Origin of the sequence: Pseudomonas sp. SCB32 (assembly GCF_009189165.1) — a bacterium.
In the GTDB taxonomy this organism is placed as follows: Bacteria; Pseudomonadota; Gammaproteobacteria; order Pseudomonadales; family Pseudomonadaceae; genus Pseudomonas.
Genome location: NZ_CP045118.1, coordinates 5,072,243 through 5,085,185, shown reverse-complemented (window position 1 = coordinate 5,085,185; position 12,943 = coordinate 5,072,243). Strand labels below are relative to the sequence as shown.

The following is a 12,943-nucleotide window of genomic DNA, read 5'->3' as shown; positions in this document are numbered from 1 at the left end:
CGGACATCGTCGTCGAAGGTTCCCCTATGAAGACACGCTATCTGCTGGTTTCGCTCTGTGCCTTTGCAGCCGCCGTGAGTGGTTGCATGACCGATCAGGAGTTCCTCGCGCAGAACCAGAACGCAGCCATCAACGCCACCGTTTCCCGCGCGAAGTTCGAGCTCGACTGCCCGGATGTCTCGGCGTCCGTCCTGTCGAGCAAGGTCACTCAGGTTCAGATCGCCTACGCCAACAACCGTACCGAATACACCATCGGGGCGCGCGGCTGCGGGCGCCAGGCGGTTTACATCACCTACTGCCTGGACCCGAACACCTGCAATGCGATCAGCGATACCGCCCGGATTTCCAAGTAGCGCCGAGAGCGCCATTCGCGCTTCCAATTTTCCACAACACCGAGCCCAAGGAGGGTTCACTCATGCATATCCTCAAATCCCTGCCGATGATCAGCGCCCTGGCTTTGGCGATCGCCGCCCCTGTGATGGCTGCCGACATTCCGCTGGGCACCGCCGTCGAGGCCGATGAGGTCGTGACCAAGGTCGTTTCCGTCGATGCCAAGGATCGCCGTATCGTGGTCGAGGACGCGGCGGGCAAGCCGATCACCGTACAGGTCACCGATGCTGCTCAGGATCTGGGGCATCTGAAGGCGGGCGACGCTATCGCCGCGCTGGTCATCCACTCCGCCGCGTTCGATCTGGATACCAAGGTTCAGAGCCAGGCACCGGGCGGTATCGAGGCCGAAGGCGTTGCCCTGGCGACCCCGAGCAACCTGCATCCGGGCGGCGACGCATTCCGCATGGCGCGCGTGCAACTGAAGATCGTCGGGATCAACGTCAAGAAGCATGAGCTCACCTTCGAAGGTCCGGACGGCACCACCAAGGTCGTTTCCGTCGACGACCCGAAACTGCGCAGCAAGCTGGGTGAGCTGAAGGCTGGCCAGACGCTGAACGTGACCTATGAGGACACCCTGCAGATCGTGACTGCCCATCCGGGCGCTCAGGCCCCGACCAAGTCCACCAACTGATGCAACTCCGGGGCTCCTGCCAGACCGCAGAGGCCCTTGCCTCGTTTTTTTGCTGCTCCGCGATGACCAACGGAATCCACCATGCGTTTGACTGATCTCGGCTGCCATTGCGCAGTGTTATTTGCCGCTGCCTGCCTGACAGCCTGCGGGCCGGATGGAAAGGGCCCTGCCGGCGCCGCTCCGATCGATGTCACTACCGTGACGACGAAACCCGAGAGCTTACCGGCGAGCATTACCTTCGTCGGCCAGACCCAAAGCCCTCAGGCTGTGGATATTCGTGCCCGGGTCAATGGCTTCCTCCTCAAGCGCAACTACACGGAAGGGAGCGTGGTGACGGCTGGCCAACTGCTCTTCGAAATCGATCACGCCCCATTCCTGGCCGACCTCGCCTCGGCCAAGGCCGAGTACGAGGCGCAGAAGGCTCGCTATGAACGGGCCAAGGCCAACCTTGATCGAGTCCTGCCGCTGGCGGCCGAGAAGGCACTGAGCCCAAAGGATCGAGATGATGCGATCGGCAGCGCCAAGGCGGCGGAAGCCTCCATGCAGGCCGCATTGGCCCAGGTGAAAACCCAGGAGCTGAATCTGTCCTACACCTACATCCGCTCACCGGTGGAGGGCGTCAGTGACTACGCGCAGGTGAATGACGGCACCTACGTAAACACCAGCAACAGTCTGCTGACCACGGTTTCGACCCTGGACCCCATGCGGGTTGTCCTGAGCGTGAGCGAGGAGCAGTTCCTCGCCGTGCGCAACCTGAGCGAGAGCGGCCGGCTGGTCTTGCCGGCCGATGGGCGCATGGAAGCCGATCTGTTGATGGCCGATGGCTCCAGCTACCCGCATACCGGTGTGGTGACCTTCACCTCCAGCACGTTCAACCAGCAGACCGGCACCTTCATGGTTCGCGCCGACTTCGCCAATCCCAAGGGTGAGCTGCATCCGGGGCAGTTCGTGCGCATCACGCTCAAGGGCGCGAGCTACGCCAATGCCGTCCAGGTCCCGCAGCGGGCAGTCATGCACGGGCCGAAAGGGGACTTCGTGTATGTTGCCGGTTCCGACGGCAAGGCCGAGGCCCGCCCGGTGCAGATGGCCGAACCGTCCGGTGATTTCTGGCGGGTCGAAGACGGACTCAAGGGTGGAGAGCAGGTGGTCGTCGATGGCGCTGGCAAGTTGATGCCAGGTGCGCCACTGAAAGTGACCGGCGTGGCGCAGGCCGACAGCTTCGGCGCTCCCGCCGCGAAGTCAGAGTGAGGAGCCGGCCATGCTTTCCCGCTTCTGCATTGAGCGCCCGATCTTCGCCATGGTGCTGTCGCTGATCATCATCATCGCCGGTGGCGTGTCGATCTTCGCGTTGCCTGTGGCGCAGTATCCCGACATCACCCCCATCCAGATCACTGTGACGGCGACCTATCCGGGCGCCGACTCGCAGACCATCGCATCCACCGTCGCAGCGCCCATCGAGACGCAGGTCAACGGCGTGGACAACATGCTGTACATGCAGTCGGTCAGCTCGCCCACGGGACAAATGACCCTGAACGTGTACTTCGATACCGGTACCGACCCCGACATCGCCCAGGTCCAGGTACAGAACCGAGTCAGCCAGGCGCTGGCGCAGTTGCCGCAGTCCGTCCAGCAGAACGGCGTCAACGTGCAGAAGCGCTCTTCCAGTTTCCTCATGCTGTTGGCCATCTATTCCCCTGATGACAGCTTCGACCAGCAGTACGTCGGCAACTACGCGAACCTGTACGTGCTGGATGCGATCAAGCGCATCCAGGGGGCGAACCAGGCACAGATCATGGGCGACGCCGACCTCGCCCTGCGCATCTGGCTCAAGCCCGACAGGATGGCCGAGCTGGGGATCACGGCGGCGGACGTGCAGAACGCCGTCAGCCAGCAGAACCAGCAGTTCGGTGCCGGCAACATCGGCCAGGCCCCTTCCCAGGGGCAGATGGAGCTGACCTATCCGCTGGTGACTCCGGGGCGGATGAAAACGGCCAAGGACTTCGAGGACATTATCCTGCGCGTCGACTCCACGGGGACGGCCATCGTTCGCCTGGGGGACGTCGCCAGCGCGGAAATCGGCCTTAACCAGTACACCATGCGCTCGTCCATCAACGGCAAGACCGCCACCCTGATCGCCGTCTACCAGCAGGCCGGCTCGAATGCCCTGGAAGTGTCGAAGAACGTTCGCGCGGCACTGGCCGAGATGTCCACGACTTTCCCGCATGGGATCGACTCCGTGGTCTCGCTGGATACCACGGAGTTCGTACGTTCCTCCATCCACGAGGTGGAGGTGACGCTGTTGATCGCCATCGCGCTGGTGGTGATGGTGGTGTTCGTCTTCCTGCAGAGCGTGCGCAGTACCCTGATTCCAGTTGCCGCGGTGGTCGTGGCGGTGGTGGGTACTTTCGGCGCCTTGCTGGCACTGGGTTTCTCCATCAACCTGCTGACGCTTTTCGCCTTGGTGCTGGCCATCGGCATCGTCGTGGACGACGCGATCGTCGTCGTGGAAAACGTCGAGCGGAACATGGAGGAGCTCAAGCTCAGCGCCCGCGATGCAACCGTGAAGGCCATGGAGGAAGTGACCGGGCCGGTGGTCGCCATCGTGCTGGTTCTCTGTGCCGTGTTCGTCCCCGTGGCCTTCGTCAGCGGTACGACCGGCCTGTTGTATCGGCAGTTTGCCCTGACCATCGCCTGCTCGGTGGTGATTTCCGGCTTCGTCGCCCTGAGCTTGTCGCCGGCGCTGGCCTCACTGATTCTCAAGCCCGGCCAGCATGCCCGCTGGAAAGGCTTCCAGTGGTTCAACCAGGCAATCGACAAGCTGACTCACGGCTACGTCGGCCTGGTGTCCCTGGTGGTCCGGCGCATGGTGCTGGCACTGGCGCTGTTTGCGGTGATGCTGCTGTGCATCTGGACGCTCTTCTCGAAGATCCCGACCAGCTTCGTTCCCGAAGAGGACCAGGGTTACCTGCTGGTGGCCGTGATGATGCCGGACTCGGCGAGCCTCGATCGCACCGAGGCTACCACCGAACAGGTGGCCTCCCTGTTCCGCGAACACCCTGCCGTACAGGATGCCTCGGCGATTTCCGGTTACAGCTTCATCGACGGGCAGAACCAGACCAACATGGGAACGGTGTTCATCAACCTGAAGCCGTCCGAGCAGCGCAAGGGCTTCGCGCTTTCCGCCGACGGTGTGATCAGGGCGCTTTATCCGAAGCTGGCGAGCATTCCCCAGGCAAGGGTCATCCCCATCAACCCGCCGTCGATTCCCGGTCTGGGCACCCAGGGCGGTTTTGAATTCTGGGTGGAAAGCCGTGGCAATGGCGACGCCAAGGAATTGCAGGCAGCGACCTGGAAACTCATCGGCGCCGCTGCCAAGCGCCCGGAGCTGTCTGGCCTGATCAGTACCTTCCAGGCGTCCACCCGGCAGATGCGGATTTCCGTCGACAACTCGAAGGCGGAGACCCTCGGCGTTCCGATGGCTGATGTCTATGGCGCGCTCCAGACTCAGTTCGGCTCCTCGTACGTCAGCCAGTATGTCCTGGGCAGCAGGGTGTGGCAGGTGATCCTGCAGGGTGCCCCGCAGTACCGCAGTTCACCGACCGACCTGGGCTATCTGTACGTGAAACAGAAGAATGACAAGATGATCCCCCTGTCCGCGCTGGTGAAGACGGAGTTCAGCTCCGGCCCGAGCCTGGTAACCCGCTTCAACAACTTCCCCGCCGCCAAGATTACTGGCAGCGCGGCCCCGGGCTACAGCTCAGGCGATGCCATCACGGCCATGCAGCAACTCGCCGCTCAGGAGCTTCCTGCCGGCTACAGCTATGCGTGGAGCGGCGAGGCGTTCGAGCAGAACAAGTCGGGCAATACCACGGTGCTGGTGTTCATCTTCGGCATCATCATGGTGTTCCTGATCCTGGCGGCACAGTACGAATCCTGGTCGCTGCCGCTGACGGTACTCAGCGCCGTGCCATTCGGCATCTTCGGCGCGTTGGTGGCGATCTGGGCGCGTGGCATTCCCAACGACGTTTACTTCCAGATCGGCCTGGTCACCCTTGTGGGGCTGGCGGCGAAGAACGCGATCCTGATCGTGGAGTTCGTCATCCTCCAGCGCCAGGCGGGGCTCTCGCCCATGGACGCGGTTCTCAAGGCCGCCCAGCTGCGCTTGCGCCCCATCATCATGACCTCCCTGGCGTTCATTTTCGGTGCGGTTCCGCTGGCCATCGCCACGGGGGCGGGGGCGAATTCCCGTCATTCCATCGGTACCGGCATCATTGGCGGGATGCTCGCCGCCACCAGTCTGGCGCTGCTGTTCGTGCCGCTGTTCTCCTACCTCGTCGAGCGGCTTGGCGAGCGGAAGGATAAGCAGAAGGAGGCTGCCTCGACATCCGTCGGCGTAAGCGAAGCCGATAGCGGCACTGCCCCGGAGGCCCACTGATGGATGCCAGAAAACTGTGGTTGGCGCTGGCCGTGTCCAGCGTGGCGGGCTGCATGATCGGACCGGACTATCAGCGGCCGGAGGTCAGTGTGCCGTCCACCTTCAGGGCGCATCTGACGAATACCTCCGCTGGCGTGGCCGGCCCCTGGTGGGGGCAGTTCGGCTCGCCAACGCTGGCAGCACTGGTGAACGAAGGCCTGACCAACAACCTCGACCTGCAGCGTGCCACTACACGCATCGAGCAGTTCCGCGGGCAACTGCAGACCGTCCGCGCAGGCTTGTTCCCGCAACTCGGCCTGGGCCTGGGAGCCCAGCGTGGACGCCGCGATCAGTTCGTCGATACGCCGTTCTCGAGCTTTGATGGCGTTACCAATCAGTATCAGTCGGGGATGAGCGCCAGCTGGGAGATCGATCTGTGGGGACGGCTGCGCCGGCAGGGCGAAGCGGCAAGCGCGCAACTGCTGGGCGCGCAGTATGCGCAGCGTGGCGTGGCACTCAGCCTGGCCAGCTCGATCAGTGAAGGCTATTTGAATCTGCTCGCGCTGGATGAGCAGCTGGCTATCGCAGAGCAAACGGCGCAGGCGCGCAAGGATGCGCTGGATATCTTCCAGAAGCGTTATGACCGAGGTGTGGTTCGCCAGCTCGAACTCAGCCAGGCACAGAACGACTACTGGTCGACCCAGGCGGCCATTCCGCCACTGAGGTCAAAGATCGCCGCAGCGGAGAACTCACTGTCGGTTCTGCTCGGCCGTGCTCCGGGGCCTATCGTGCGCTCTGAGCGCTTGTCCTCGTTGCGCGCGCCGGCGACGCCGACAGTCCTGCCTGCCAGTCTGTTGTCACGGCGGCCGGACCTGCTGCAGGCGGAGCAGGCGGTAGTGGCGAGCAATGCGATGGTCGGGGCGGCAGAAGCGTTGTATCTGCCGGACCTTAACCTGTCGGGGATGATCGGTTTCAGCCGCGGTGAGAGCGGACAGCTGTTCGAGAGCGCATCGAAAATCTGGAACCTGGCGCTTGGCATCAACCAGACCGTATTCGATGCGGGTGCGATCTCCGGTCAGGTCCTGCAGGCGAAGTCCCAGTACCAGCAATCGGTGCTGGCCTACCAGGGAGCCGTCCAGTCGGCCTTGGCGGACGTGAACGACGCCCTGGTCGATACCCGTGAGTCGGCGGCACAGCTCACTGCTGTCGAGCAGCAGATCAGTGCGTTGCAGACCTACGCCAGGCAGGCGCGTCGATTGTACGAGGGGGGATATTCGACCTATCTGGAGGTCACCACCTCGGAAGAAAAACTCTTCGAAGGGCAACTGCAGGAAGTTAACAGTCGATTGGCGTCGCTGAACGCCTTCAACGCGTTGTACCTGTCGGTTGGCGGCGACGTCGGCGCGGATGCATCGTTGCTCGTCAAGCCTATAGCGGCTCGTGGGAGGTAGATCAATGGCGCTGGCACTGTCGCGTCGACCTGGAGAGGAAATTCGAATCTTCTGTGGCGACGAAGTGAGTGACGAGGAAATACTGCTTGCGGTGCGTGGCGAGGGCTTGGTAGTGAGGGTTGACGGCGTTTACACGCCACTTTCCCGAGACCCCTTGAAGGGCGTGATGGTACGTCTTTCCATTCGTGCGCCTCGCTGTATTGGTGTATGGCGCACGGAGTTGATCGACAAGCTGAAAACTCCCTGACTTCGGCTCACGTCCGTAAGCGGCGCCTTTCCCTTTCTCCGGGAAAGGCGCCTTGATCGGTTAACCCTGTGGAACCACTCGCGCCTCGTTGCCACTGCCCTCGATGTATACCGGCATGCCCGTCGCCAGTCCCGGACTGACCGGCTGGGTCACCGATACCAGCACTCCATTCTTCATCCGCACGATGATCTGCTGGGCTTCCTTGGGCTGGTCGTAGTGCTTCTTCTCCGCGTAGTTGCCACCCAGGGCGCCACCGAGCGCGCCCGCGACCATCGCCACATCCCGGCCGGTGCCGTGGCCGATCAGGCTGCCGAGCGCCGCCCACGCCACCGAGCACGGCGCCGACGCCGCTGTCATGGTTGGTCTGCATCTGGGGCAGGGATATCTGCTCGATGCGGCCCGAGCGAATCTCCACCTCACCCGGCCCGCCGTCGCCCGCATCGACTGTTGAGCAGGCGCTGAGGGAAAAGGTGACCAGGAGGGCGGCGATCCAGGATGTTGCTGATTTCATTTTCTCTGTACCTCGACAATGGGAGCTGTTGCACAGGCGCACCTTCACTGGCGAGCCTGTCGTACGAGGTTAAGGGGAAGCGTCGAGGGATACTCTGGGGAGGAACGAGCACAGGAAATATCGTGCCTATCTCTAGGGCGCTTCCGGCAGCGCGAGGCCGGACGAAACCTGAAGAGTGCAGCGGCATGCCGATTGGGGGCATGCTCAGAGGCTTGAAAGTGAGTGCTCCTGTGGTGTTCTTGCCTCTGATACTCGGCCAGGCTCCGGTGGCGAATCAGGAGTCTGGCCATTTTTTCAGTGAGGCACGCCTGCCTGCCCTGCAGGGGGTGTTATCAGGGGTTTCTCTCCTGGTTCAGCCACTGCTGGAAGCGCTCCACCTTCGACAGACCCAGCTTGTCACTGGCGATATCCAGCCAGTAACCGTAGGGGCCGATCACTTCCACAGGGGCGATCGGCAACAGGCTGCCACTGACCAGTTCTCGTTCGATCATCTGCCGGTCGATCACCGCCAGTCCCCCGCCAGCCAGAGCCGTGTGAATGACCTGATCCAGCGTGCTGAATTCGATGCCGCTGGCAGCGTCGATGTCGATGCGGCCTACGGTCTCCAGCCAGTTCTCCCAGACCTTCAGGCGCTTGCCTTCGTGAAGGATGTGCAGCAGCGGATGGGCGCTCAGTTCTGGCGGTCGGTCACCCTCGAAGAGATCGGGGCTGGCGACCGCCAGGTGCCGCTCCATCACCAGCAGTTCGCTGTGGCAGTGAATGGCCCGTTCCAGGCCGAAGCGGATCTGGCAATCCAGCTCGTTGTGGCTGTCGGCGTCGAACTGGTTGGTGATGCTCAGGTTGATGTCCGGATAGCGCTGCAGAAACCCTCGCAGTCGCGGCGACAACCAGCGTGTTCCCCAGGTCGGTGGGGCGAGGATGCGCAGGCGCTGACGCAGATTGGGGACGCGCACTGCCTGCAGGGCCCGTTCGATCTGGTCGAATGCATCTTCCAGATGCGTGGACAATGCCCCACCGGCTTCGGTCAGCGTCAGACCGCGGGGCGTTCGTAGGAAAAGCCTTATTCCGAGGTAGTCCTCCAGTTGCTTGATCTGCCGACTGACCGCGCCCTGGGTGACGTTCAGCGCATCGGCAGCACGGTTGAAGCTGCGATGACGAGCGACTTCCTCGAAGACGCGGAGCATGGTCAAGGGCGGTAGGTTGCGCATGACGGGACCATCCGGAAGGGCGCCTTGGGCGCGTTTTCTCGCCCCGATTCTAGCGGTGCCGATGGTGGCGGAGCATGCGTTTTCCTCGGGTTTCGCCCGCGATTTAGTCGTTTGTCGGATGTATCGGCCAGGGCTAGTTTCGGCCGCGCCCAGGGGCCGGAGCTTGCCGGTCCGGGGGAACCGCATAACGACAAGAAACCTGCCGAGGCACTTCCAAACGTGGCCATACCCTACCTGCCGCTCCGCCCATCGTCCGTCCTGCTGCCTGTCCTGTTCGTCCTGAGTTCAGCGGCCTTCGCCGTGCCGGTCACGGACAACCTGGACATTGGCGGAGCTGTCCGAACGCGCTTCGATCATGATCCGGACCGCGATATCGAGAAATTCGGTATCGATACCGCGATGCTGCGCGTGACCTACACCTCCGACACCTGGATCGGCGCCGCACGCTACCGCTGGTACGGCAAGGCGTACCCGTATCAGTACACCGATCATTTCGGCGACATCAATTTTGCCGAGTATGCCTGGATCGGCTATCGCTTCGATCCGGACAAACAGGTGCAGGTCGGTCTGAACCAGATTCCGTTCGGTCTGCAGCCGCTCTTCGGCAGTACCTTTTACGAGACCCTGGGCAATGTCATCGGCCTGGAAGATGTGAACGATGTGGGGGTGAAGTACATCCAGCAGCAGGGTGACTGGAACGTCCAGGTCGGCGCCTATGCCCGTCCCTCCTGGCCGGGCAATGGCACCAGCAACGGCGATACCTATTCCACCGTGGTGACCTCGGCGGATGATTACGTGGGTGATGGCAACCGCAACAAGGAGCGGCAGATTCTGGTTGGCCGCGTGGCGCGCTCGCTGCAGCTGGGAGACTGGAAGTCCGAAGTCGGCCTGTCCGCGCTGACCTCGCGCCTGGAGAACCAGGACACCAACGACAACGGTCGACGCAATGCCTACGCCATCCACTACGCCGGCCAGAACGGCCCATGGGGCGTGCAATTGCAAGCCGCCCGGCAGCAAATGTCGCCTAGGAATTCTGGTAGCGACAAGGTAGTCACATTCGGTGGGTACGACGGTACATTCAACGTCGCAAGTCGCGGTAACCTCTATGTCGGCGACCTGAGCTACAGCATCCCAGGAAATTTCCTTGAGGGCTGGATCAGCGGCGTGAAGGTCTATGGCAACTACAGCGCCTTCGACAAGTCCGCCGATGATTACAAGACCTCACAGCGCTTCATCCTCGGTACTTCGTTCTCGGTCAAGGCGGTGTACATCGCCGTGGAGTGGCTGAACGGTCGCAACGATCCTTACATTGGCGGCAGCAATTACACCCGGAGTCTGGCCGAAGGTGGCACCGACCACTGGGAGAACCAGCTGTATGCCAACATCGGCTATTACTTCTGATAAGCATGCAGACGAAGCTCGCGCGGCGGCGGCCTGTGGGCAGGGAAGGTTGGGTGAAACGCAAGATACCGGCGCTGAACGCGCTGAAAGCCTTCGAGGTGGCCGGCAGCACCGGTAGCTTTACCCGTGCTGCCGAGCTGCTCAATGTGACCCAGAGCGCGGTCAGCCGCCAGGTGCGTCAGTTGGAGGAGCAGCTTGGAGAGTCCCTGCTGGTCCGTCGTCATCACCATCTGGAACTGACTGAAGCGGGGCGCGTACTGTTGCGCGCACTGCAGCTGTCGTTCGACCGCATCGAGCTGACCGTGCGCGGCATCCAGCAGCGTCACCACCTCAATCGCCTGCGGGTCAACGCGCCGCCGACCTTCGCCCTGCGCTGGCTGTTGCCGCGCCTGTCGCGCCTGCGCGAAGCGCATCCCGACCTGGAAGTGAGCCTGACCACCAACCTGCAGGACAGCCTCGCGCAGAGCAGCACGCTGGACTGCGCGATCCGCTTCGGCAATGGCGAATGGGACGGCCTGGACAGCTCGCTGTTGATGCACGAGCGGCACATCGCGGTGTGCGCGCCCAGCCTGCTGGCGCAGCGCGAGGAGCAGGACATCGACCTGCGCAGTATGACCCTGCTGCATGTGCTGGCCCGCGACGACCAGCGCTTCCTGACCTGGCGGCACTGGTTGGACGCAGCGAAGATCCAGGGCGTCGACCTGCGGGGCGGTTACGAGTTCGACCTGCTGGACATGGCCATTCGCGCGGCCATCGACGGCCTGGGCATCACCATCGCCGACCGGCAGATGGTGGCCCGCGAACTGGCAGCGGGGCAGCTGGTGCAGATGCTCGACGTCGAGGTGCAGGGGCACCAGTCCTACTGGTGGGTCAGCCGGCCCGAGCAGGAGCTGCCGCCCCACGTCCAGCGCTTCCATGAGTGGTTGCAGCAGGAGGTGTGGATGGCCGAGCGCAACCTGGCTGGATCGGGCTCCTTCGTCAGTCTTTCCTGAAAGAATCCGAGTCACTTCCAGTAGGAAGTGGCTATTTTCCTATGCGCAGTAACCTGCGTTTTTCGCAAGTTACTGCGGTCTATTAATCGCTTGTCGCTCCTTCGGTGCCTATCGAAACTTCGGCCATTCGATAACGACAAGAGTCACCCCCATGCCTGCGCCGCGCCACCTTGCCCGTCGCCTGCATGAGTCAGCCTGCACCTTGTCGTTCCGCGGGGCCGCCATCGGCCCGAAGCCTTGCTTGAACGACAGGACATGACCATGCGTACAGATCGTAACTTCATCGACGGCCGTTTCGCCGACGCCTCCTCCGCCCATATCGCCGTGTTCGACCCGGCGACCGAGCAGCAGGTCGCCCAGGTGCCGGCCGCCACCGAAGCCGATGTGCGCAAGGCCGTCGAAGCCGCCGCCCGCGCTCAACGTAGCTGGGCCCGCCTGCCGGCCATCGAGCGTGGCGAGCACCTGCGCCGCTTCGCCGAGGCGCTGGAGCGTAACGCCGAGCGCATCGGCGCCGCCCTGGCTGCGGAGTCCGGCAAGAGTCTGGCCGATGCCAGCAGCGAAGCCTTCTACGCTGGCCAGATCACCCGCTACCACGCCGAATGGGCGCGTCGCATCGAAGGCGAAGTGATCCCCAGCGATTCCACCGACGAAACCATCCTGCTGCAGCGCGAGCCGATCGGTGTGGTCGCGGCGCTGATCCCGTTCAACTACCCGGTCTACACCTTCCTGCGCAAGGTCGCGCCGGCGCTGATCACCGGCAACACCGTGGTGGTGCGCCCGAGCAACAACACCCCGACCTCGGCCTTCGAGATCGCCCGTTGCGCGGAGGAGGCCGGCCTGCCCGCCGGCGTGCTGAACGTGCTGACCATGAACCACGATGTGGCCGGCGTGCTCTGCCAGCAGCCGCAGATCGGTCTGATCACCCTGACCGGCAGCGTCGGTGCCGGCCGCATCGTGCTCGACTACTGCAAGGCCAACATCGCCAAGCCGTCCCTGGAATTGGGCGGCAAGACTCCGGCGATCATCGAGGCGGACGCCGACCTGGAGAAGGCCGCCGCCGCCATCGTCGGCTCCAAGACTACCCATTGCGGCCAGCTGTGCACCGCCATCGAACGCGTCTACGTGCAGGCCAGCGTGCATGACCGCTTCCTCGCCCTGTTGCGCGAGAAGATGGCCGCCGTGCGCATCGGCAATCGTGCCCAGGACGCTAGCCGGATGGGGCCGATGCAGAACGCCCGTGCCCGCCAGGACGTACACGCCAAGGTCCAGCGCGCGCTGGCCGAAGGCGCGGTGCTGGAGTGCGGCGGCGTGCTGCCCGAAGGTGCCGGCCACTTCTACCCGGCGACTCTGCTGAGCGGCTGCCGCCAGGACATGGAAATCGTCCAGGAGGAAATCTTCGGTCCGGTGCTGCCGGTGCTGTCCTACGAGACTCTCGACGACGCGCTGAGCATGGCCAACGACCACCAGTTCGGCCTGTCCTCGGTGCTGTTCACCGAGAACTACCGCAATGCCATGAAGGTCGCCAACCACATCGAGGCGGGCGAGATCTACATCAACCGTACGCCCGCCGACCCCTACCAGGGCTTCCACGCCGGTTGGAAGCGCTCGGGCCTGGGCGGCGACGACGGCAAGCACGGGATGCTGGAGTTCACCCAGACGCGCCTGGTTGTCCTCAAGTTCTGATTCAAACCCTGGGGG

General features: G+C 63.3%; 10 protein-coding genes and 1 pseudogene. 9 read left to right on the top strand and 2 right to left on the bottom strand.

The genetic code is table 11. From position 1 onward, the window contains the following. Positions 1 to 26: 26 nt before the first annotated feature. From GA645_RS23215 to GA645_RS23190, 6 genes are all read left to right on the top strand, one after another. Complete coding sequence (locus GA645_RS23215; RefSeq protein ID WP_152225858.1) at positions 27 to 353, top strand: hypothetical protein; 327 nt, start codon at positions 27 to 29, stop codon at positions 351 to 353. Between the two features lie 62 nt (positions 354 to 415). Then, entirely contained in the window at positions 416 to 1,021 is a 606-nt protein-coding gene (locus tag GA645_RS23210; protein ID WP_256676004.1) for a hypothetical protein, read from the top strand. Between the two features lie 198 nt (positions 1,022 to 1,219). Further along, positions 1,220 to 2,269, top strand: a complete 1,050-nt coding sequence (locus tag GA645_RS23205; RefSeq protein ID WP_218572339.1) for an efflux RND transporter periplasmic adaptor subunit — start codon at positions 1,220 to 1,222, stop codon at positions 2,267 to 2,269. A gap of 10 nt (positions 2,270 to 2,279) precedes the next feature. After that, on the top strand, positions 2,280 to 5,456 hold the full coding sequence (locus tag GA645_RS23200; protein WP_152225854.1) for an efflux RND transporter permease subunit: 3,177 nt from the start codon (positions 2,280 to 2,282) through the stop codon (positions 5,454 to 5,456). Next, positions 5,456 to 6,886 carry an efflux transporter outer membrane subunit gene (locus tag GA645_RS23195; protein WP_152225852.1) on the top strand — a complete coding sequence of 477 codons (1,431 nt, stop codon included), beginning with the start codon at positions 5,456 to 5,458 and terminating at the stop codon, positions 6,884 to 6,886. Before GA645_RS23200 ends, GA645_RS23195 begins: the two co-directional genes overlap by 1 nt. 4 nt (positions 6,887 to 6,890) lie before the next feature. Further along, positions 6,891 to 7,133 (top strand): hypothetical protein, encoded by a 243-nt coding sequence (locus tag GA645_RS23190; protein WP_152225850.1) that lies wholly within the window; start codon positions 6,891 to 6,893, stop codon positions 7,131 to 7,133. Between the two features lie 60 nt (positions 7,134 to 7,193). Here GA645_RS23190 and GA645_RS23185 read toward each other — a convergent pair. Continuing rightward, positions 7,194 to 7,644 (bottom strand): annotated as a pseudogene (locus tag GA645_RS23185) (hypothetical protein). A gap of 332 nt (positions 7,645 to 7,976) precedes the next feature. Next, complete coding sequence (locus GA645_RS23180; protein WP_152225848.1) at positions 7,977 to 8,852, bottom strand: LysR substrate-binding domain-containing protein; 876 nt, start codon at positions 8,850 to 8,852, stop codon at positions 7,977 to 7,979. Between the two features lie 258 nt (positions 8,853 to 9,110). Here GA645_RS23180 and GA645_RS23175 point away from each other — a divergent pair, with 258 nt between their 5' ends. From GA645_RS23175 to aldA, 3 genes are all read left to right on the top strand, one after another. Then, the gene (locus GA645_RS23175) at positions 9,111 to 10,253 is read left to right on the top strand and encodes a hypothetical protein (protein WP_372239816.1); all 1,143 of its coding nucleotides are present in this window, start codon (positions 9,111 to 9,113) and stop codon (positions 10,251 to 10,253) included. 53 nt (positions 10,254 to 10,306) lie between these two features. After that, complete coding sequence (locus GA645_RS23170; RefSeq protein ID WP_152225846.1) at positions 10,307 to 11,245, top strand: LysR substrate-binding domain-containing protein; 939 nt, start codon at positions 10,307 to 10,309, stop codon at positions 11,243 to 11,245. Positions 11,246 to 11,506: 261 nt separating this feature from the next. After that, entirely contained in the window at positions 11,507 to 12,928 is a 1,422-nt protein-coding gene (aldA, locus tag GA645_RS23165; protein ID WP_152225845.1) for an aldehyde dehydrogenase, read from the top strand. The last annotated feature ends 15 nt before the right edge of the window (positions 12,929 to 12,943 follow it).

What these genes read in the sequence shown, in the direction of transcription:
- GA645_RS23180 (WP_152225848.1), bottom strand. Translation starts at nt 8,852, where the DNA reads ATGCGCAACCTACCGCCCTTGACCATGCTCCGCGTCTTCGAGGAAGTC.
- aldA (WP_152225845.1), top strand. Translation starts at nt 11,507, where the DNA reads ATGCGTACAGATCGTAACTTCATCGACGGCCGTTTCGCCGACGCCTCC.
- GA645_RS23215 (WP_152225858.1), top strand. Translation starts at nt 27, where the DNA reads ATGAAGACACGCTATCTGCTGGTTTCGCTCTGTGCCTTTGCAGCCGCC.
- GA645_RS23200 (WP_152225854.1), top strand. Translation starts at nt 2,280, where the DNA reads ATGCTTTCCCGCTTCTGCATTGAGCGCCCGATCTTCGCCATGGTGCTG.
- GA645_RS23195 (WP_152225852.1), top strand. Translation starts at nt 5,456, where the DNA reads ATGGATGCCAGAAAACTGTGGTTGGCGCTGGCCGTGTCCAGCGTGGCG.
- GA645_RS23190 (WP_152225850.1), top strand. Translation starts at nt 6,891, where the DNA reads ATGGCGCTGGCACTGTCGCGTCGACCTGGAGAGGAAATTCGAATCTTC.
- GA645_RS23210 (WP_256676004.1), top strand. Translation starts at nt 416, where the DNA reads ATGCATATCCTCAAATCCCTGCCGATGATCAGCGCCCTGGCTTTGGCG.